This is a genomic window from Ferrigenium sp. UT5, from assembly GCF_045866295.1.
Taxonomy (GTDB): Bacteria; Pseudomonadota; Gammaproteobacteria; order Burkholderiales; family Gallionellaceae; genus Sideroxyarcus.
Map to the genome: position 1 here is coordinate 1 of NZ_BAAFRY010000006.1, position 20,845 is coordinate 20,845.

Annotated in this window: 16 protein-coding genes; 15 read left to right on the forward strand and 1 reads right to left on the reverse strand. The window is 60.3% G+C overall.

Translation table 11 applies throughout. The features are described from left to right. A partial coding sequence (locus tag ACKTSJ_RS03285) for a transposase (protein ID WP_407897363.1) occupies window positions 1-210 on the reverse strand: 210 nt, incomplete at its 3' end. Window positions 211-793: 583 nt separating this feature from the next. Between ACKTSJ_RS03285 and ACKTSJ_RS03290 the strand changes: the two genes are divergently transcribed. The 15 genes from ACKTSJ_RS03290 (at window position 794) to ACKTSJ_RS03360 (ending at window position 20,711) form a co-directional block, all read left to right on the forward strand. Further along, a complete protein-coding gene (locus tag ACKTSJ_RS03290; protein ID WP_407897365.1) occupies window positions 794-2,236 on the forward strand; it encodes a sodium:solute symporter family protein in 1,443 nt (480 codons plus the stop codon). Between the two features lie 70 nt (window positions 2,237-2,306). Further along, window positions 2,307-2,996, forward strand: a complete 690-nt coding sequence (gene phoB / locus ACKTSJ_RS03295) for a phosphate regulon transcriptional regulator PhoB (protein ID WP_407897367.1) — start codon at window positions 2,307-2,309, stop codon at window positions 2,994-2,996. 75 nt (window positions 2,997-3,071) lie between these two features. After that, a complete protein-coding gene (gene phoR, locus ACKTSJ_RS03300; RefSeq protein ID WP_407897369.1) occupies window positions 3,072-4,376 on the forward strand; it encodes a phosphate regulon sensor histidine kinase PhoR in 1,305 nt (434 codons plus the stop codon). Window positions 4,377-4,578: 202 nt separating this feature from the next. Continuing rightward, window positions 4,579-5,748, forward strand: a complete 1,170-nt coding sequence (gene sucC / locus ACKTSJ_RS03305) for an ADP-forming succinate--CoA ligase subunit beta (RefSeq protein WP_407897371.1) — start codon at window positions 4,579-4,581, stop codon at window positions 5,746-5,748. Beyond that, entirely contained in the window at window positions 5,745-6,626 is an 882-nt protein-coding gene (gene sucD / locus ACKTSJ_RS03310) for a succinate--CoA ligase subunit alpha (protein WP_407897373.1), read from the forward strand. Before sucC ends, sucD begins: the two co-directional genes overlap by 4 nt. A gap of 19 nt (window positions 6,627-6,645) precedes the next feature. After that, window positions 6,646-7,389 (forward strand): TerC family protein, encoded by a 744-nt coding sequence (locus tag ACKTSJ_RS03315; protein ID WP_407897537.1) that lies wholly within the window; start codon window positions 6,646-6,648, stop codon window positions 7,387-7,389. Continuing rightward, window positions 7,386-7,811, forward strand: a complete 426-nt coding sequence (locus ACKTSJ_RS03320) for a universal stress protein (protein ID WP_407897375.1) — start codon at window positions 7,386-7,388, stop codon at window positions 7,809-7,811. The genes ACKTSJ_RS03315 and ACKTSJ_RS03320 overlap by 4 nt, the downstream gene beginning before the upstream one ends. 104 nt (window positions 7,812-7,915) lie before the next feature. Then, window positions 7,916-10,444, forward strand: coding sequence for a CHASE2 domain-containing serine/threonine-protein kinase (locus ACKTSJ_RS03325; RefSeq protein WP_407897376.1), 2,529 nt, complete (start codon window positions 7,916-7,918; stop codon window positions 10,442-10,444). Window positions 10,445-10,452: 8 nt separating this feature from the next. Beyond that, on the forward strand, window positions 10,453-11,280 hold the full coding sequence (locus tag ACKTSJ_RS03330) for a Stp1/IreP family PP2C-type Ser/Thr phosphatase (RefSeq protein ID WP_407897377.1): 828 nt from the start codon (window positions 10,453-10,455) through the stop codon (window positions 11,278-11,280). 25 nt (window positions 11,281-11,305) lie between these two features. Beyond that, window positions 11,306-12,043 (forward strand): FHA domain-containing protein, encoded by a 738-nt coding sequence (locus ACKTSJ_RS03335; protein ID WP_407897379.1) that lies wholly within the window; start codon window positions 11,306-11,308, stop codon window positions 12,041-12,043. Window positions 12,044-12,102: 59 nt separating this feature from the next. Continuing rightward, a complete protein-coding gene (locus ACKTSJ_RS03340; protein ID WP_407897381.1) occupies window positions 12,103-14,334 on the forward strand; it encodes a CHASE2 domain-containing protein in 2,232 nt (743 codons plus the stop codon). Between the two features lie 10 nt (window positions 14,335-14,344). Beyond that, the gene (locus tag ACKTSJ_RS03345) at window positions 14,345-15,109 is read left to right on the forward strand and encodes an MBL fold metallo-hydrolase (protein ID WP_407897383.1); all 765 of its coding nucleotides are present in this window, start codon (window positions 14,345-14,347) and stop codon (window positions 15,107-15,109) included. Window positions 15,110-15,115: 6 nt separating this feature from the next. Further along, window positions 15,116-16,192, forward strand: a complete 1,077-nt coding sequence (locus ACKTSJ_RS03350; RefSeq protein ID WP_407897385.1) for a cyclic nucleotide-binding domain-containing protein — start codon at window positions 15,116-15,118, stop codon at window positions 16,190-16,192. Between the two features lie 14 nt (window positions 16,193-16,206). Beyond that, on the forward strand, window positions 16,207-18,600 hold the full coding sequence (locus tag ACKTSJ_RS03355; RefSeq protein ID WP_407897386.1) for an ATPase, T2SS/T4P/T4SS family: 2,394 nt from the start codon (window positions 16,207-16,209) through the stop codon (window positions 18,598-18,600). 407 nt (window positions 18,601-19,007) lie between these two features. Beyond that, a complete protein-coding gene (locus ACKTSJ_RS03360) occupies window positions 19,008-20,711 on the forward strand; it encodes an HD domain-containing phosphohydrolase (RefSeq protein WP_407897388.1) in 1,704 nt (567 codons plus the stop codon). Window positions 20,712-20,845: the final 134 nt, after the last annotated feature.

Sequence of the window (20,845 nt, forward strand, 5' to 3'; positions counted from 1 at the left end):
GACCCGCGTGTAGAGCGTGCGCGCCCGGTAGCCGTTGCGGTAGCCTTGCCGATCGTCCGTGCGCTCGTGCCGACCCGCTCCCAGCGTTTCCGCCACCTGCGCTTCCAGCACCTGGTTGAGCACCGTCTCCACCAGCTTCGCCAGCCCGTCCTGCCCGTTCAAAAGACCTGGCAACAATTCGGAACCTACGCTAATCTCATATCCAGCCATCGCTTCTTCTCCTTCGGTTGTTGATCGTCTCGTTAACGTTAATTTACCGAATCGAAGCGGTGGCTGCCCACCAAATTATTTACAGCAGTTTAAGGACTCAATCGAGTTTTCTCGCGGGGTTGCTGAATCTGAGATTGAAAGGGCGAGCGTTATTGTAAATGAGGTCAAATATAACGGAGCACAGCCCAACTTAACCTATTGGGTCAATGTTTATTACTTGAAGTTAATTGGCAAATTTAAATTTGTTCTCGGATTATCAGTGAGCGTATTTTTTATTGCGTTGGTAATACTAACTATTCTATAAATGGGGGCATAAATGAGCTGCGAATCATCAAATTTGAATATTCAGAGTGTTGCCGGTATTAGTGGGCTTGCGACGACTATATTAAGGTACGTTAATCCATATGCCGCGTTACTTTCTACCCAGTTAGAAAAACACAGGGTCAGGTCTTGTCTTTTGCCTAACGTAACGTAGCCAAAATCGAACAGCAGTGAACTGTAAGGCTGCTGCATTCCAGCAGCCTTTTCGTTTTATGGAACACTGCTAAAATACCTGCCATTATTGGGCTTGTGAGATATAGGCATGCTGCTCTGGTTCGTCGTTCTTTACCTGCTGTTCTCTGTCGGAATCGGCATCTACGCTTCGTCACGGGTACATAACTCGCGCGACTTCGTGGTGGCGGGGCGCAATCTGCCGTTGCCGGTGGTGACTGCCACGGTGTTCGCCACCTGGTTTGGCGCCGAGACCGTGCTCGGCATCTCGGCCACCTTTGTGCAGGAAGGACTGGGGGGCGTGATCGCCGATCCTTTCGGCGCCAGTCTGTGCCTGATCTTCGCCGGGCTGTTTTTTGCGCCGCTGTTGTATCGCATGAATCTGCTCACCATCGGCGACTATTACCGCACCCGCTACAACCGCAGGGTCGAACTCGTGATGTCGGTGTGCATCATGCTGTCCTATCTCGGCTGGGTATCGGCACAGGTGGTGGCGCTGGGACTGGTGTTCAACGTGGTCAGCGACGGGGCGCTCACGCCGCAGGTCGGCATGATCCTGGGCATCGCCGTGGTGCTGGCCTACACGCTGATCGGCGGCATGTGGTCGGTGGCACTGCTCGACTTCGTGCAGATGACCATCATCATGGTCGCCCTGCTGCTGATCGCCGCCCTGATCGGCGAGCGGGCGGGCGGGGTGGGCAACGTGGTGCTGCAGGCACAGGCGGCGGGCAAGTTGCAGTTGTTCCCTGACGGCAGCGGCATGGAAGCCTGGATTCCCTTCATCGGCGCCGCGCTGACCATGATGCTCGGCTCCATCCCGCAGCAGGACGTGTTCCAGCGCATGACTTCCGCCAAAAGCGAAAAGATCGCGATGCGCGGGACGGTGGGTGGCGGTGTGCTGTATTTTGCCTTTGCCTTCATCCCGATGTTTCTCGCTTTTGCTGCGACGCTGATCGATCCGCAGTTCTTCGGCGAACTGATCGGGCGCGATTCCCAGATGGTGTTGCCCAGCCTGATCCTGAACCACACCCCGCTGTTCATGCAGATATTGTTCTTCGGGGCGCTGTTGTCCGCCATCATGAGCACCGCTTCGTCCACCCTGCTTGCGCCTTCGGTCATGTTCACCGAAAACATCCTCAAGCATTTCGCCTTCGGCGACATGAGCGACCAGCAGATGTTGCGCACCATGCGCATCATTCTGCTGACGTTCGGCGTTCTTGTCCTCTGGTTCGCGCTCAATTCCGAATCGAGCATCTTCCATATGGTGGAGAACGCCTACAAGGTCACGCTGGTCGGCGCGTTCGTGCCGCTGGTATTCGGCTTGTACTGGAAGCGCGCCAACAATCAGGGCGCGCTGCTGTCCATCGTGCTGGGGCTGGGTTCCTGGCTGCTGCTGGAATGGCTGACACCGGACACCTACTGGCCGCCGCAACTGGTCGGATTGCTGATGAGCGTGGCCGGGATGCTGCTGGGTTCGTCGCTGCCTGATCTGAACGGCACAGCAAATGCGGCGCAACGGCGTTCTGCCGGCTGAATTGTCACGCTATTGTCATATTTCTTTAATACCATGCTCACCCATCGAAAATATAGAAGCGGGGAACGGTATGACGACAGCAACCATTCTGCTGGTGGAAGATGAGCCGGCGATCCAGGAATTGCTCGCCTTCAACGTGGAGCAATGCGGCTTCCGCGCCGTCAAGGCATTCGATGCCGAAGCGGCCCTGTCCCGGATCAATCAGGCATTGCCCGACCTGATTCTGCTGGACTGGATGCTTCCCGGCAGTTCCGGGGTCGAGCTGGCGCGCCGCCTGCGCGCCGATGCGCGCACCCGCGATATCCCCATCATCATGCTGACCGCGCGCGGCGAAGAGCGCGACAAAATATTGGGTCTCGAAGCCGGTGCGGACGATTACATCACCAAGCCGTTTTCGCCGCGCGAATTGATGGCGCGCATCCGTGCCGTGTTGCGCCGGCGCACGCCGCAGATGAGCGAAGAGGTGGTCAGCATCGGCGGCATCGAACTCTCGCCCGCCACCCACCGCGTCAGCGCCGGGGGGGCCAACATCGAACTGGGGCCGACCGAGTTTCGCCTCCTGCATTTCTTCATGACCCATGTCGAGCGCGTGTATAGCCGGGCGCAACTGCTGGACCAGGTGTGGGGCGATCATGTGTTCGTGGAAGAGCGCACGGTGGATGTGCATATCCGCCGCCTGCGCCAGGCGCTGGAAGCGTCCGGCCTGGATCGGTTCGTGCAGACCGTGCGCGGCAGCGGCTATCGATTCTCCGCGCAGTAGGCGGCTGATTCCTATCGCCGGGCAGACCGAACGCCTTATAATCCGCCCGTCCCTATCCCCAACCGGATCCGTATCGTGAGCGATTTCTGGCAGAGCGCCTCTGCCTATCCTTTCTTTCTCCTGTTGTTTTCCCTGTTGCTGTGGGCAATCTTTGGCCCGCTGGCGGCGGCCCTCGGATTCGCGCTCGGCCTCGCCTGGTGGCTGTTGCACCACCTGCGCCATCTGGGCGCCTTGTTGCACTGGCTGGCGCTTCCCGAGCAACGCGCGATGCCCGAAGGCGCCGGTTTGTGGGAGGACGTTTTTTCCAGCCTGAACCAGATGATGCGGGTTCACCGGCAGGAGCGCGCGGAACACCTCGCCGACCTGCAGCAGATGGAACAGGCCACCGCCGCCCTGCCGGAGGGGGTGGTGATTCTGGATGCGGCGGACCGCATCGAGTGGTGCAATCCGCTGGCGGAACAGCATTTCGGCCTGGACAGCAACGTCGATATCGGCCAGCAGATCACCTATCTCGCGCGGCAACCCGAGTTCGTGGAATATCTGGCCGCGGCGGAGGCGCGCCAGCCGCTGATCCTGCGCGGAACCCGCCAGGACGACGTGGTCCTGTCGATCAAACTCATCGCTTATGGCGAAAGCAAGCGCCTGCTCATCAGCCGCGACATCACCCAGTTCGAGCGCCTCGAAAACATGCGCCGCGATTTTGTCGCCAATGTCTCGCACGAGTTGCGCACGCCGCTGACCGTGGTCAACGGTTTTGTCGAGACCTTGCAGGACATGCAGACCCGCGACTCCGACATGGCGCAGCGCGCCCTGCAGTTGATGGGTGAACAGACCCACCGCATGGCGCATCTGGTGGATGATCTGTTGACCCTGTCGCGTCTGGAAAACGACCAGCATCCCCTGCACGAGGAAGTCGTGGATGTGTGCGGGCTGTTGGACGAAGTCGGGCAAGAGGGACGATTGTTGAGCCATGGCAGGCATCGGCTGGAATTGCATCTCGACTGCGCAGTCAATCTGCGGGGAAGCCGCAACGAACTGCGCAGCGCCTTTGCCAATCTGCTCAGCAATGCCATCCGTTACACGCCGGACGGGGGCAGTATCGATGTGTACTGGTCGTTGCGCGACGGGCAGGCGGTGTTTTCGGTGCGCGACAGCGGCATCGGCATTGCGCCGCAGCATATCGCGCGCCTGACCGAGCGTTTCTATCGGGTCGATCGCAGTCGTTCACGCGAGACCGGCGGCACGGGGCTGGGGCTGGCCATCGTCAAGCACATCGCCCTGCGCCACCAGGCCAAACTGGAGATCGCCAGCGAGGAAGGGCGGGGCAGCACGTTCTCGCTGCTGTTTCCGGGCAAGCGCAGCGTACTCGCAAGCGGGTAAATGCCGGAGATGTGTCTGCGGTTGCGCGTGTCATGCACAGCGCCGGGCTGCGTCTTTGCTGTCGAGAATCCCCCGTGGATTGAATGAACCCGCACAAAAAATTTACCGGAGCTTGATTGCGTGGCCGGCATTTCAGGTGAATTTTCCTGCACGCCCATAGCCTGTCTGGTACATTCACGCCCATCCTGTTCAGGAGGGCATCATGAAAATTCACGAGTATCAGGGCAAGGAAATCCTGCGCCAGTTCGGCGTGCCCACCCCGCGCGGCAAGGCCTGTTTCAGTGTCGATGAAGCGGTTGCAACTGCGCGCGATCTGGGCGGTCAGGTGTGGGTGGTGAAAGCGCAGATCCACGCCGGCGGGCGCGGCAAGGGCGGCGGCGTGAAGGTGGCGAAGTCGCTGGACGAAGTGCGGAACCACGCGCAGCAGATCCTCGGCATGCAGCTCGTCACGCACCAGACCGGGCCGCAAGGCCAGACCGTGCGCCGGCTATTGATCGAGGAGGGCGCGCAGATCGTCAAGGAGCTGTACGTCGGCATGGTGGTGGATCGCGCCGCGCAGCGCGTGGCGCTGCTGGCGTCGAGTGAAGGCGGCATGGAGATCGAGGAAGTGGCCCGGCGCACGCCGGAAAAAATCCATACCGTGCGCATCGATCCGGCGGCCGGACTGGATGCGGCGGAAGCGGCGCGGGTGGCGCGCGCCATCGGCATTCCCGAGGCAGCCAACGCGCAGGCCGTCGGCATCCTGCAAGGGCTGTATCGCGCCTTCGTGGAGAAGGACGCGATGCTGGCCGAGATCAACCCCCTGATCGTGACGGCGGACAACCGCGTGCTGGCGCTGGACGCCAAGTTTAATTTCGATTCCAACGCGCTGTATCGCCATCCCGAGATCGTTGCCTACCGCGATCTGGACGAGGAAGACCCGGCGGAGATCGAAGCCTCGAAATTCGATCTGGCCTACATCCAGCTCGACGGCGATATTGGCTGTCTGGTGAACGGCGCGGGTCTGGCGATGGCGACCATGGACATCATCAAACTGTACGGCGGCAGTCCGGCCAACTTCCTCGACGTCGGCGGCGGGGCGACCACGGAAAAAGTGACCGAGGCCTTCAAACTGATGCTGAAGAACCCACATCTGAAAGCCATCCTGGTCAACATCTTCGGCGGCATCATGAAGTGCGACGTGATCGCGCAAGGGGTGGTCGCGGCGGCGCGCGAAGTGAGCCTTAACGTGCCGCTGGTGGTGCGGCTGGAAGGCACCAACGTCGAGCTGGGCAAAAAGATTCTGGCGGATTCCGGCTTGCCCATCATCTCTGGAAACGACATGGCCGATGCGGCGCAAAAAGTCGTATTGGCGGCAAAGGGGGCGCAATGAGCATTCTCATCAACAAGGACACACGGGTCATCACCCAGGGCATGACCGGCAAGACTGGCCAGTTCCACACCCAGCAGTGCAAGCAATATGCGAACGGTGCGAACTGTTTCGTGGCCGGGGTGAACCCGAAAAAAGCCGGCGAACGGTTCGAAGACATTCCGGTGTACGCCACGGTGCGCGATGCTAAAGAGGCGACCGGCGCCACCGTGTCGGTGATCTATGTGCCGCCGGCCGGTGCGGCCGCCGCCATTGACGAGGCGGTGGAGGCCGGCCTCGACCTGGTGATCTGCATCACTGAAGGCATTCCGGTGCACGACATGATTCGCACCCGTTACAAGATGCAGGGCAAAAAAACCCTGCTGATCGGCCCCAACTGCCCCGGCCTCATCACGCCGGACGAGATCAAGATCGGCATCATGCCCGGCCATATCCACCGCAAGGGACGCATCGGGGTGGTGTCGCGTTCCGGCACGCTGACTTATGAAGCGGTGGGGCAACTCACGGCGCTGGGCATGGGGCAATCGTCCTGCGTCGGCATCGGCGGCGACCCGATCAACGGGCTGAAACACCTTGACGTGCTGCGCCTGTTCAACGACGACCCGGAAACCGAAGCGGTGGTGATGGTGGGCGAGATCGGCGGCAACGACGAGGAAACCTGTGCGCGCTGGATCAAGGACAACATGCAGAAACCGGTGGTCGGCTTCATCGCCGGCGTCACTGCGCCGCCGGGCAAGCGCATGGGCCATGCGGGTGCCATCATCTCCGGCGGCCAGGGCGGCGCCAACGAGAAACTGGCGGTGATGGAAGAATGCGGCATCCACATCACGCGCAACCCGGCGGAGATGGGGCGCGTGATGCAAAAAGTGCTGAAGGGTTGAAGTGCTGGAAGTCGTGCAGATGGTGGAAAGCCCGCAGTTCTGGGTGGATGTGTTCAAGATCATCATGATCGACCTGCTGCTGTCGGGCGACAACGCGGTGGTGATCGCGCTGGCCTGCCGCAACCTGCCCGAGGCGCAGCGCAAAAAAGGCATCCTGTACGGGGTGGGCGGCGCCATCGGCCTGCGCGTGGTGCTGACTTTTTTTGCGGTCACCCTGCTGTCCCTGCCTTATCTCAAAGTCGTCGGCGCGTTGTTGCTGTTGTGGATCGGCATCAAGCTGATCCTGCCGGAAGCGGAAGGCCACGGTGCAGGCAGCATCAAGGCCGAGGCCAATCTGTGGGGGGCGGTGAAGACCATCATCATCGCCGATTTCGTGATGAGCCTGGACAACGTGCTGGGCGTGGCGGCGGCGGCCAAGGGCAATGTGTTCCTGCTGGTGTTCGGGTTGCTCATCAGCATCCCGCTGATCGCGTGGAGCAGCCAGCTGGTGCTCAAACTGATCGATCGCTATCCGTTCATCATCTACGCGGGCGGGGCGCTGCTGGGCTATGTGGCAGGCGAGATGCTGGTCACCGAGGTTTCGTTCAAGGCGTGGGTCGAGGCGCAACATTATCTGCATTGGGGGGTGCCGGTCGTGTGCGCCTTGCTGGTGCTGGCACTTGCCGCCGCGATTGCGCAGCGCCGCGCCGGTCGGGTCGCGGTCAGGGATTTGGCGGATGTGGAGGTTGCGCCGCAAACCCAAGCTGAAAAGGAGAGAGCATGAAGTGGCTGATTCCGGTGGATGGTTCCGCACAATCCCTGCATGCGGTCGAGCAGGCGATCCTTCTGGCCGCGACGATGAAACAGGTGCCGCAATTGCGCTTGCTCAATGTGCAGTGGAACGTGGCGACGGTTAATGTGAAACTGCTGTTCGACCAGCAGGTCATCGACGATTACCAGCGCGAGCAGGGATTGCAGGCCTTGCAGAGCGCGCGTGCCTTGCTCGATGCCGCCCAGCTTCCCTACCAATATCACATCAGCATCGGTCGTCCGGCCGAAGCAATTCTGCAATACGCCACCGCCCAGGAAGTGTCTCTCATCCTCATGGGCGCACAAGGCAAGGAGGGGTTGGCGCAATGGCTGATCGGCTCGGTCGCGGAACGCGTCCTGCGCTTGTCCGCAGTGCCCGTCATGGTGGTGCGCTGAAATGAGGTTCCCCCGATAAATCAATCAGGTATGGATTGACGTTGTAAATTGTTTTAGTATCTGCCCGTAACTTCAAGAAAAACGAATAAACGGTCAGGGTGGTCATGAATAAAACGTCGTTCTGGAAAGCAGACGGGTTCTTTGCCGCGGTGTTGGTGGTCATTTTTTTCTTTGCCGCCAACACCGATTTGATCCAGAGTCTTGAGCGCAAGGCCTATGACTGGGGCGTGCGCGCATCGTCGCGCCAGCCCAGCGACCGCATCGCCATCATTGCCATCGACGACCAGAGCATTGCCAACCTCGGGCGCTGGCCGTGGCCGCGCGAGATTCAAGCCAAGTTGCTGGACATACTGGCCGAGGGGCACGCCAAGGTGGTCGGACAGACCGCGCTGTTTTTCGAGCCGCAGGTCGATGCGGGGCTGGATTACATTCTGAACATTGCCGCCGTCCTCGAACAAACCGACCTGGCGCAGAGCCATCCCGAACAATGGCAGGAATTGCAGGGGTTGATGCAGGAAGCCCTGCTACATCTGGACAACGACCAGAAGATGGCTGACAGCATGGGCAAGATCAACAACGTGCTGCTGGGGTTGTTTTTCGAATTGGGCGAGCCGCAGGGGAATCCGGACACGGCGGTGCCGGACTATGTCCTCAAGAACGCGCTGACGAACGTGCAGAGCAGGGCGGATGCGGCTGCACCGATCCCGGCGCGGAACGCGCTGGTGCCGATCCCGATGCTGGGACAACAAGCGGTGGCGCTCGGACATCTGAATGCCACCCCCGATGTGGATGGCGGCGTGCGCACCGAGCCCCTGGTCATTGCTTATTACGACCAGTATTATCCGTCGCTCTCGCTCATGCTGGCCGCGAAAAGCCTGAATCTGGAAGCGAAGGATATTCAGGTAACCCTGGGCGAGGGGGTGCGCCTGGGAAATCTGCAGATCGCGACCGATCCGGCCTTGCGCATGAACACCTACTTCTATGCAGACCGCGCCGGGAAACCCTCGTTTCAGGTGGACTCTTTCTACGACGTGATCACCGGCAAGATTCCGGCGGAAAAATATCGCGACAAAATCGTGCTGATCGGCGCTACGGCCGCCGGTGTCGGCTCGGCGCAGGTCACGCCGGTCTCGGCGGTGACGCCGCCGGTGGTCACCCTGGCACATTCGGTCTCCAGCATTCTCAAACAGGACTTCTTCGTGGTGCCCGCCTGGGGTGTGTGGGCGGAGCTGGGCGCCTTCCTGCTGATCGCGCTGTATCTGATTCTGTTGCTGCCGCGCCTTGGTGCCGGATTGGGTGCGGCAATCACCGCGGTATTGTTCGTGGCGCTGCTTTCCGCCCATTTTGTGCTGATGACGACCCAGGCGATGTGGCTGCAACTGATGTTGCCGACCGCCCTGTTGCTGGTCGGACATCTGATGCTGACCACCAAACGTTTCCTCCTGACGGAAAAGGGCAAGGAATTGTCCGATGCCAATTCGGCGGAGAGCAACCGCATGCTGGGCCTGGCGTTCCAGGGGCAGGGGCAGCTCGACATGGCGTTCGACAAATTTCGCAAGGTGCCGCTGGATGACAGCCTGATGGATGTGCTTTACAACCTCGGACTGGATTTCGAGCGCAAGCGCCAGTTCAACAAGGCCGAGTCGGTATTCAAATACATGGCCGGCCACAACCCGAAATTCCGCGATCTGGAAACGCGCATGGCGCAGACCAAAGCGATGTCGGAGACGATCATCCTGGGGGGCAGTTCCGGGCACAGCAATGACAGCACGATGAAACTCGACCGGGATGGACTCTCCAAGCCGATGCTCGGGCGTTACGAGATCGAAAAGGAACTGGGCAAGGGCGCGATGGGGGTGGTCTATCTGGGCAAGGACCCGAAGATTAGCCGCATCGTCGCGATCAAGACCATGGCGCTGTCGCAGGAGTTCGAGGCGGATGAACTGGAAGACGTGAAGGCGCGCTTCTTCCGCGAAGCGGAAACGGCGGGTCGCCTGAACCATCCCAACATCGTCACCATGTACGACGCGGGCGAGGAACACGACTTGGCCTACATCGCGATGGAATTCCTCAAGGGCAAGGACCTGGTCCCCTACACCAAGGCTGACAATCTGTTGCCCTTGCCCCGGGTGTTGTCCATCATCGCGCGCGTGGCCGATGCGCTGGGCTACGCGCACGGCCTGCATGTCGTGCACCGGGACATCAAGCCGGCCAACATCATGTACGACCCCGAAACCGATACCGTCAAAGTCACGGATTTCGGCATCGCGCGGATCACCGATTCCTCCAAAACCAAAACCGGCATGGTGCTGGGCACGCCTTCCTACATGTCGCCGGAACAGTTGTCGGGTGCCAAGATCGAAGGCCACTCCGACCTGTTCTCGCTCGGGGTCAGTTTGTATCAACTGGCCTGTGGTAAGCTGCCTTTCGAGGGCGATTCGATGGCGCAACTGATGTTTAGGATTGCGAATGAACCGCCTGCCGATATTCTGGGTATTAAACCGGACCTGCCGCCGTGCGTGGCGGCCATCATTCAGCAAGCGCTGGCAAAAAAGGTGGAAGAACGTTTTGCAAACGGCGCGGCGATGGCGGAGGCGATCCGCCAGTGCGCCACAACTTTGAACAGAATTTGAGGTGCCACGTGAACTTGAATGACGCACTGGAGATCGTTGGCAAAACGGATCCGGGCAGGGTGCGCTCCCACAACGAGGACAGCATCACCTTCGATGCAAACTATGGCCTGGCGGTGCTGGCGGATGGCATGGGTGGCTACAATGCCGGGGAAGTCGCCAGCGGCATCGCCGTGTCGGTGCTATCGAGCGAGATCCGCCATCGTCTCGATGGCGTGCGCCCGGAACAAAAAGAAGCGGGGACGCAGGACGAGGTGGGTGTGGCGCTGCTACGCGACAATGTGAACAAAGCGAACCTGTCCATTTATAATGCCGCGCAGAGCCAGCCGCAGTATGCCGGCATGGGGACCACGATTGTGGCGGGCCTGTTTTACGACAATCGCGTGGCCGTCGCGCATGTGGGCGATTCGCGCCTGTACCGCCTGCGCGGCGAAACCTTTGAAACCGTGACGCGCGATCATTCCCTGTTGCAGGAACAGATCGACAGCGGGGTGATCAGCAAGGAGCTGGCGCGCCTGTCGAAGAACAAGAATCTGGTGACGCGCGCGGTCGGCATCGATGCCGAGGCCGAGCCGGAAGTGCATGTGTACGAGGTTGAAGTCGGCGACATCTATCTGTTCTGCTCCGATGGCTTGAACGATATGGTGGAAGACGAGGATATCGGCGCCACGCTGCAAATGTTGCAAGGTAATCTGCCCCTGGCGGCCAGCCAGCTGATCGAACAGGCGAATGACAACGGCGGACGCGACAACGTTTCGGTCATCCTGGTGAAGGTCAAGGCAAGTTATCCAGCGCCCCGCGGCTGGTGGGCAAAACTGACATCATGGTTCGGGAATTGAAAAGAGAGATCAAGGGGAATACAAAATGCCGGCAAAACTGATACTCAGCATGGACGGGGCGGTAATCAAGGAAGTTCCTCTGACCAAGGAGCGCACCACCATCGGACGCAAGCCGCACAATGACATCGTCATCGACAATCTGGCGGTGAGCAGCGAGCATGCCGCGGTGATCACCATCCTCAACGATTCCTTTTTCGAGGATCTGAACAGCACCAACGGATCGCTGGTCAATGGCGCGCCGACGATGAAGCATTTCCTGCAGAACAATGACCTGATCGAGATCGGCAAGTACAAGCTCAAATATCTGAACGATCAGCCAACCCAGACGACCGCCGCCGATTTCGAGAAAACATTGGTCATGCGCGCCCCGATCAAGCCATCCGCTGCGCCCGCTGCAGTAGACGGGGGCAGAGCCAAATTCGAATCGACCACTCAGTTCAGCGCGACCACAACCCGGGTTGAACCCAAACCGGCCACGCCGTTGGCTGCCCCGGCGACCCCAATCGGGGTGATCCAGATTCTGAACGGACCCAATCTTGGCAAAGAGATGGAGTTGAGCAAGAACCTCACCACGCTGGGCAAACCGGGCGTACAGGTGGCGGTGCTGGCGCGCCGTCCCCACGGCTATTTCATCACCCATGTCGAAGGCGTCAGTTTCCCCCTGGTGAACGGGTCCGCCATCGGCGAGCAGCCCCACCAACTAAAGGATCACGACCTGATCGAGCTGGCGGGGATCAAGATGGAGTTCTATCTCAAGGTTTGAATCGCAGCATTCGGCCTGATGTGTTCCCGAGCCTTGCATGCGTTTGAAAGGGGCTGCCCGTGAAGAAGCACGCATTGTTGATCGGGTTGGGCCTGTTGGCGATGGCGCTCTTTCTGGGCGATGCCGCAGGGCTGTACGGGCTTGGCTTCGTGAAAGTCTTCGATGCCAAGCTCTATGATTACCGCATGCTGCTGTCTTTGCCGCACAGCACGGACGACCGCATCGTCATCCTCGATATCGACGAAAAAAGCCTGAAACAGGAAGGGCGCTGGCCGTGGGGGCGCGACAAGCTCGCTGCGCTGATGGACGACCTGTTCGACCATTACGGCGTGGCGACGGTCGGCTTCGACGTGGTATTTGCCGAGCCGGACACCAGTTCCGGCCTGAACGTGCTGCAGGATCTTGGGCGCAAGCAACTGAAGGACGTCGCGCAGTTTCATGCCGTGTTGGATCAGCTCCAGCCCACCCTGGAATACGATGCGCTGTTTGCCGGAAAGCTTAAGCAGCGCAACGTCGTGCTGGGCTATTACTTCAGCAACAGCGAAGCGGGGGCGCCACCGAGCAGGTCGGGCGCCTTGCCGCCGCCGGTCTTTGCGCCGAACACCTTCCGGGGGCGCGCCATCGATTTTGTGCAATGGGACAGCTACGGTGCCAACTTGCCGGCGTTGCAGGCCGGCGCGGCAAGCGCGGGGCATTTCAATCCGCTGGTGGATTTCGACGGGATCGTGCGCCGCATCCCGATGGTCGTGCAGCATGAGGGCGCGTATTACGAAGCGTTGTCGCTGGCGGTGGCGCGTAGCGTGCTGGGTTGGCCCAAACTGGTGCCCGGATTTGCCAGCGGGCAAAACGAAGGTTACGGCGGGCTGGAGTGGCTGACGCTGGAATCAGAGCAGGGCAATCTGACCATTCCGGTGGATGGCCAGGCCAGCACCCTGGTGCCCTATCGGGGCCTGCGCGGGGCCTTCAAATACATCCCGGTTACCGATGTGTTGCAGCACAAGGTTGCGTTGCCGGAACTGCAAAACAAGATCGTGCTGGTGGGGACTTCGGCACCGGGGCTGATGGATATGCGCAGCACGCCGGTCGGTGAAATCTATCCCGGGGTGGAAGTGCACGCCAACATGATCAGCGGCATCCTCAGCCAGAACCTGAAACAGAGCCCGCCCTACCTGGTGGGCGCGAACGTCGTGTTGCTGCTGCTGCTAGGTCTGAGCCTGAGCCTGCTGCTGCCGCTGCTGACCCCGGTGCGCGGCATGCTGGTGGCGCTCGGTGCGCTGACTGCGGATGTGGCGTTCAATCGTGCCCTCTGGGATTACGCCGATATTGCGATGCCGCTGGCGGGGGGATTGTTGCTGATCGTGGTGCTGTTCGGATTGAACATGAGCTTCGGCTACTTCGTCGAATCGCGCGCCAAGAAGCAGATCACAGGGTTGTTCGGGCAATATGTGCCGGGCGAGCTGGTGGACGAAATGGCCAAGCATCCGGAGAGCGTTTCGATGGAAGGCGACAGCCGCGAGATGAGCATTCTGTTCTCCGACGTGCGCGGCTTTACCACCATTTCGGAAGGGCTGGATCCGAAGGAACTGTCATTGCTGATGAACGAGTTTCTCACCCCGCTGTCGCGCATCGTTTACGAGCAGCGCGGCACCATCGACAAATACATGGGCGATTGCATCATGGCATTCTGGGGCGCGCCGCTGGCGGACCCCGAACACGCGCAGCATGCTATCCTCGCCGGACTGAAGATGCAGCGCACGCTCGCCGAGTTGCAGCCGCACTTCAAGGCGCGCGGCTGGCCGGAGATTCGGGTCGGGGTGGGGGTCAATACGGGGCGCGTCAGTGTCGGCAACATGGGCTCGGAAGTGCGTATTGCCTACACCGTGATGGGGGATGCGGTCAACCTTGCCTCGCGCCTCGAGGGCATCACCAAGGAGTACGGGTCGCAGATTCTGGTGGGCGAAACGACCCGGCAGGCGGCCCCCGGCTTTGTCTATCGCGAAGTCGACAGGGTGCGCGTCAAGGGCAAGGAAAAACCGGTTGCGATCTTCGAGCCGCTGGGATTGACGGGCGAGGTCGGACAGGCGATGCTGGACGAGATAAAACTGTTCCATCAGGCGCTGCGCGCCTATCGCAAACAGGAGTGGGACAAGGCTGAACTGGACTTGTTGAGCCTGCACAACATGGCCCCGAACAGCAAGCTGTACCAGGTTTATGCGGAGCGCGTGGCTTACTATCGCAGCAATCCGCCCGGTGAGAACTGGGATGGCGTGTTCATTTTCAAAACGAAATGAGTGACGCGGAATGAAACTCAAGGTGCTCGGATGCAGCGGCGGAATCGGTGGCAATTTTCGCACCACCTCGTTCCTGCTCGACCATGACGTGCTGATCGACGCCGGCACCGGTCTGGGCGAGTTGAGCCTGGCCGAGATGAGCGTGATCGACCATGTGTTCATCACGCATTCGCATCTCGATCACATTGCCTGCCTGCCGCTGCTGATCGACAGCGTCGGCCTCATGCGCGACCGGCCCATGGTCATTCATGCCACGGCGGAGACGCTGAAGATTTTGCAGCAGCACATCTTCAACTGGGCGATCTGGCCGGATTTTTCCGAAGTCCCGAGTTTGCAGCAGCCGATGATGCGTTACGCGGAGATTCGCCTGGGTGAAACCGTGGATATTGGCGGGCGCAAGCTCACTCCCTTGCCGGTCAACCACGTCGTGCCGGCGGTCGGTTTCTGCATCGACAGCGGGAAAGCCAGTCTGGTGTTCAGCGGCGACACCACCACCTGCGATGCCCTGTGGGAAGCGGTCAACCGCATCGGCAATCTGCGGTATCTTATTGTGGAAACGGCTTTTTGTGATGCGGAAAAGGAACTGGCGATCCTGTCCAAGCACTTGTGTCCCAGCCTGCTGGCGGAGGAATTGGCCAAACTGAAATGCCGGCCGGAAATCTTTGTGACCCACCTGAAGCCGGGTGAAGTGGAACTGACCATGCAGGAAATCGGCGAACAGGTGCACCGATTCAACCCGAAAATTTTGCAAAACGGACAAGAGTTCGATTTTTAGAAGATCATGAACGACATGCTTGACATCAGGGTGCTCGCCGCGCTGGAACCCATCTCCAGTTTCAGCCCGGCGCGCCTGCGCGAACTGCTCGATTATTGCCAGATCGAAAATGTCGCGCCGGGACAGGACCCGTTCCAGAATCGCAACCTGCAGGGACAATCCGTCTATCTGGTACGGGGCGAACTGGAATTGATCTTTGCCGACGGCAACACGGTCACGATGCGCGCCGATTCCGAATGGGCGCGCCACCCGATCGGCAAGCGCCAGCCCGACATCGTCGCCGCCAACGCCCTGAGCCCGGTGCAACTGATGCGGGTCGATGACGACTTGCTGGATCGCATGGTGACCTGGGACCAGTTCGCCACCCACGACGACATCAAGCCCAAGATCGACCAGGGCGGGAGCGAGGCGGCGGTCAGGCGTCTGCTGAATTCCGGCATGTTCAGCGCGGAGAATCTGAACCACGGTCCCTTCGCGCATCTGCCGCCGGCGAACATCGGCAAGCTGCTCAACCGCGTCGAAGCCATCGCGGTGTGGGAAAAAGACGTGATCGTGCGCGAGGGCGAGGAAGGCGATTACTACTACCTGATCGAAAGCGGGCGGGCGCAGGTAACGCGGCGGGTGGGGGGCGCCGATCTGTTGCTGGCCGAACTCAAGGCGGGCGACGTGTTCGGCGAAGAGGCGCTGATCTCCGACAGCAAGCGCAATGCCACGGTCACCATGCGCAGCAACGGCGTGCTGCTGCGCATGAAGAAGCAGGACTTCCTGGAACTGATGAAGGAGCCCTTGCTGCACCGCATCAGTTTTGCGGAAGCCAAGGAAAAGGTGAAGCAGGGCGCGGTGTGGCTGGATGTGCGCCATCCGCCGGAATACCGCTACGACAAACTGCCGGGCGCGATCAACGTTCCGCTCAACGACATCCGCAATGCGGTCGGGGTGCTGAACCGCGCGGTCGTCTATGTCGCCTATTGCCAGAGCGGGCGGCGCAGCTCGGCTGCCGCGTTCATTCTGGCGCAGGCCGGATATGAGGTTTATGTTTTGGAAAACGGACTGTGGTCGGTGCCGCGGGCGCAGCAACAGTAAGCGAGGGGAAGAAAATGAATAGTCCGATGCAGGGCAACGCAAACGAGATGGGCGCGCGCCTGGAATTTACCCGCAACCTCAACCACGTCACCAACAAGATCCATGCGACCAGCAACATCGACGAGATCATGCTCGATGTCAGCAAGGATATTTGCGCCCTGTTCAATGCCGATCGCCTGACCATCTACGTCGTCGGCGACGACAAGACCTCGCTGGTGTCCAAGGTCAAGACCGGGCTGAATTCGTTCAAGGACCTGAAGCTGCCGATCGCCGAGCAAAGCATTGCCGGTTACTGCGCCGCGCACAAGAAATTGCTCAACATCAAGGACGTGTACGACGTGCAGGAACTGGCGGCGCACAGCGCCACCCTGCGTTTCCTGCAGGATGTGGACAAGCGCACCGGCTACCGCACCAAGCAGATGCTGGTCGCACCGATCGTCGATGAGAAAGACGAACTGGTCGGCGTCATGCAGGTCATCAACAACAAGGCGGGCCAAGCGTTTCCGGCGGAGGTGGAAAATGGGGCGCAGGAACTGGCGCAGACCCTTGCCGTTGCCTTGCGCCAGCGCCAGCAACAAAGTGACGCGATCAAGACAAAATACGATTATCTGGTGGCGGATGCGGTCATGTCGGCGGCCGAGTTCGATCTGGCGACGCGCACCGCGCGCCGCAAGGGGGTCGACATCGAGAACGTGCTGATCGACGAATTCAATATCAAGCTCGATGCGCTGGGAGCGGCGCTCTCGAAGTTCTTCAATGTGTCCTATGAACCATTCAAGGCTGACCGCATCAAACCGACCGACCTGTTGCGCAATCTGCGCCGCGAGTACGTCGAGAGCAGCCACTGGGTGCCGGTCGATGACGCGCCGGAAGGGCTGGTCATTCTCACCACCGACCCCGAGCGGATTCAGGCCTCGCGCGTGGTCAACAACATCTTTCCCAGGAACCGGCTGATCTACAAGGTCTGCACCCAGCGCGAATTCAAGGCCACCCTGGATGCCTTTTACGGCGGCGGCAACAGCTCGATCGGGGATGTCACCGGCAGTTTCGGCGACTCCGAATCGATGGACGATCTGCTCACTTCGCTCGGCAGCGACGAAGATGAGGAATCAAGCGGCGTCAACCAGGACGACCTCAACGCGGCCGCCGACAACGAGCTGGTCAAGCTGGTCAACAAGATCATCATCGATGCCTACAAGATGGGCGCCTCCGACATCCACATCGAGCCGATGCCGGGCAAGGGCAAGACCGGCATTCGCCTGCGCAAGGACGGTTCGCTGCTGAACTACATCGAGATTCCGGCCACCTACCGCAATGCGCTGGTGACCCGGCTCAAGATCATGTGCGACCTCGATATTTCCGAGAAACGCCGGCCGCAGGACGGCAAGATCAAGTTCAAGAAATACGGCCCGCTCGACATCGAGCTGCGCGTGGCGACCATTCCCTCGCAGGGCGGGGTGGAAGACGTGGTGATGCGTATCCTCGCCTCGGGCGAGCCGATCCCGCTGGACAACATGGGCTTTTCCGAGCGCAATCTGGAGTTGATCAAGAAAACCGTGGCCAAGCCCTACGGCCTGTTCTTCGTATGCGGCCCGACTGGTTCCGGCAAGACCACCACGCTGCACTCCATCCTCAAGCACATCAATACGCCGGACACCAAGATCTGGACTGCGGAAGACCCGGTGGAAATCACGCAAAAGGGCCTGCGCCAGGTGCAGATCAACAAAAAGGCGGGACTGGATTTCGCCACCATCATGCGCGCCTTCCTGCGCGCCGACCCGGACGTGATCATGGTCGGCGAAATGCGCGACAAGGAGACGGTCTCGATCGGCATCGAGGCCTCGCTCACCGGCCACCTGGTATTTGCCACCCTGCACACCAACAGCGCGCCGGAATCCATCATCCGTCTGCTTGACATGGGCATGGACCCGTTCAACTTCGCCGATGCGCTGCTCGGGATTCTCGCGCAGCGTCTGGCGAAACGGCTGTGCAAGCATTGCAAGAAACCGCACATCGCCACGCAGGACGAGATCAAGACTTTGCTTGCCGAATACGCGGAAGAGCTGAAAAACACCGAGCGCTGGAAGAAAGATCCCGCGACCGGATTGAAAGAGCAGTATGCGGAATGGATCAAGCTGTTCGGCGACGACAAAGGGCAGGTCACGCTGTATGAAAAAGTCGGCTGCGACAAATGCGCCAACACCGGCTATGCCGGCCGCGTCGGCCTGCACGAATTGCTGATCGGTACCGACCCGGTGAAAAAAGCCATCCAGGAACATGCGCGCGTCGCCGAACTGTTCGCCATCGCATTGGATGAGGGCATGCGCACCCTGAAGCAGGATGGTATCGAAAAAGTACTGAGCGGCATCACCGACATCCAGCAGGTGCGCGCGGTCTGCATCAAATAATTGGGTTTTATGGGTTGGGCCGGCAACGGCAGGATAAATTCAAATCCATGTCGGGTTGCGCCCAGAAGGTACGAGAACCCCTGCGGGGAAACCCGACCCACAGAGAGCAGCGGGGTTGTGGGTCGGACTTTAGTCCGACAAGGTAGGATGAATTCGAACCCCCTGTCGGGTTAAAACCCGACCCACAGAGAGTAGCGGGGTTGTGGGTCGGACTTTAGTCCGACAAGGCAGGATGAATTCGAACCCCCCTGTCGGGTTAAAACCCGACCCACAGGGAGCAGCGGGGTTGTGGGTCGGACTTTAGTCCGACAAGGCAGGATAAAATTCACCCCCTGTCGGGTTACCCCGCAGGGGTTCTTGTCCCCTTGGGGAAAACCCGCCCCACAGTGACTCACAGAGGAATCGAAATGAAAACCGGCAAGGTCAATGCGCATCCCGTTGATGCGCACGTTCAACGTGCAGAGATGGAAGGGCTGCTCAACCGCCTGGCTGACCTCAACGCCATCGGTGCCTCGCTTTCCAGCGAGCGCAATCTGGGTAAGTTGCTGGAAAGCATCGTGGGGGCGGCGATGAAGATCACCCGTGCCGATGCCGGCACGCTGTACCTGCTCGATGCGGAAAAACAGGCGCTGACCTTCGAGATTCTGCACAACCGCTCTCTGGGCATTCGCATGGGCGGCACTTCCGGCGTGGCTATTCCTTTTTATCCCATCCACCTGACCGGCAAGGACGGGCGGCCCAACCATGCGATGGTCGTCAGCCACGCCGCATTGAGCGGGGAGACCGTCAACATTCCCGACGCGTACATCGCCGAGGGGTTCGACTTTTCCGGCACCAAGAAATTCGACGCCAAGACCGGCTACCACTCGCGTTCCTTCCTGGCCGTGCCGATGCGCGACCACGAGCACGAAGTGATCGGCGTTGTGCAGCTCATCAATGCGCTCGACGCAACGGGCAAGGTGCGCCAGTTCTCGCAGGACGACCAGAAACTGCTCGAGTCGCTGACTTCGCAGGCTGCCATTGCCGTCAGAAATCAGCGTCTGATCCAGCACCTGGAAGAACTGTTCGAGGCATTTATCCAGCTCATCAACACCGCGATCGACGACAAATCGCCCTACACCGGCGGGCATTGCGCGCGCGTGCCGGTGCTGACCATGATGCTGGCCGAGGCCGCCAGCCGCACCGCAGCCGGGCCGCTCAAGGATTTTTCACTGACCGACCAGGATCGCTACGAACTGAAGATGGCCGGTCTGCTGCACGACTGCGGCAAGATCACCACGCCGGTGCACGTGGTGGACAAGGCGACCAAGCTGCACACCCTGTTCGACCGTATCCACCTGATCGACACCCGCTTCGAAGTGCTCAAGCGTGATGCCGAGATTGAAATGCTTCATGCGTTGCACGAGTTGCATCCATCGTCCTCTCCCGTCGGGGCAGGGATGGGGCGGGGGAAAAGCGGCGACGAAGCCGCCGTCCGCGCCCAATACGCTGCGCGGCTGCGCCAGCTTGACGACGACCGCGAATTCCTCCGCAACAGCAACATCGGCGGCGAAAAGATGTCGGATCCCGATGTCGAGCGGGTGCAGCGTATCGCCCGTTACCGCTGGCGCAATGCGGCGGGCGTGGAAGCAGATTTCCTGTCGGCGGACGAACTGGAAAACCTCACCATCCGCGCCGGCACCCTCACCGCCGCCGAGCGCGAGATCATCAACCACCACATCGTGGTCACCATCAAGATGCTGGAATCGCTGCCCTGGCCCAAGCACCTCAAGCGCGTGCCGGAATACGCGGGCGGCCACCACGAGCGCATGGATGGCAAGGGCTATCCCAGAGGGCTCACGCGCGAGCAGATGTCGGTGCAGGCGCGGCTGATGGGCATCGCCGACATCTTCGAGGCGCTCACCGCCAAGGACCGCCCGTACAAGGAAGGCAAGACGCTCACCGAGTCGCTGACCATCCTGGGCAAATTCAAGGAAAACGGCCACATCGACCCCGACCTGTTCGACGTCTTTATCCGCGAAAAGGTCTATCTGGACTATGCGCGGAAATTTCTTGCGCCGGAGCAGATCGACGCGGTGGATGAAACGCGCATCCCCGGCTACAGCCCATGATCCCATCAGTGCAATCCGGCGCGGCAGGGAAATTCAAACCCCCTGTCGGGTTACCCCGCAGGGGTTCTTGTCCCCTTTGGGAAAACTCGCCCCACAGGGATCAGCGGGGGTTTGTGGGTCGGACTTCAGTCCGA

Coding starts and splice junctions, on each gene's coding strand:
- ACKTSJ_RS03290 (WP_407897365.1), top strand. CDS start 794: ATGCTGCTCTGGTTCGTCGTTCTTTACCTGCTGTTCTCTGTCGGAATC.
- phoB (WP_407897367.1), top strand. CDS start 2,307: ATGACGACAGCAACCATTCTGCTGGTGGAAGATGAGCCGGCGATCCAG.
- sucC (WP_407897371.1), top strand. CDS start 4,579: ATGAAAATTCACGAGTATCAGGGCAAGGAAATCCTGCGCCAGTTCGGC.
- sucD (WP_407897373.1), top strand. CDS start 5,745: ATGAGCATTCTCATCAACAAGGACACACGGGTCATCACCCAGGGCATG.
- ACKTSJ_RS03315 (WP_407897537.1), top strand. CDS start 6,646: ATGGTGGAAAGCCCGCAGTTCTGGGTGGATGTGTTCAAGATCATCATG.
- ACKTSJ_RS03320 (WP_407897375.1), top strand. CDS start 7,386: ATGAAGTGGCTGATTCCGGTGGATGGTTCCGCACAATCCCTGCATGCG.
- ACKTSJ_RS03325 (WP_407897376.1), top strand. CDS start 7,916: ATGAATAAAACGTCGTTCTGGAAAGCAGACGGGTTCTTTGCCGCGGTG.
- ACKTSJ_RS03335 (WP_407897379.1), top strand. CDS start 11,306: ATGCCGGCAAAACTGATACTCAGCATGGACGGGGCGGTAATCAAGGAA.
- ACKTSJ_RS03345 (WP_407897383.1), top strand. CDS start 14,345: ATGAAACTCAAGGTGCTCGGATGCAGCGGCGGAATCGGTGGCAATTTT.
- ACKTSJ_RS03350 (WP_407897385.1), top strand. CDS start 15,116: ATGAACGACATGCTTGACATCAGGGTGCTCGCCGCGCTGGAACCCATC.
- ACKTSJ_RS03355 (WP_407897386.1), top strand. CDS start 16,207: ATGAATAGTCCGATGCAGGGCAACGCAAACGAGATGGGCGCGCGCCTG.
- ACKTSJ_RS03360 (WP_407897388.1), top strand. CDS start 19,008: ATGAAAACCGGCAAGGTCAATGCGCATCCCGTTGATGCGCACGTTCAA.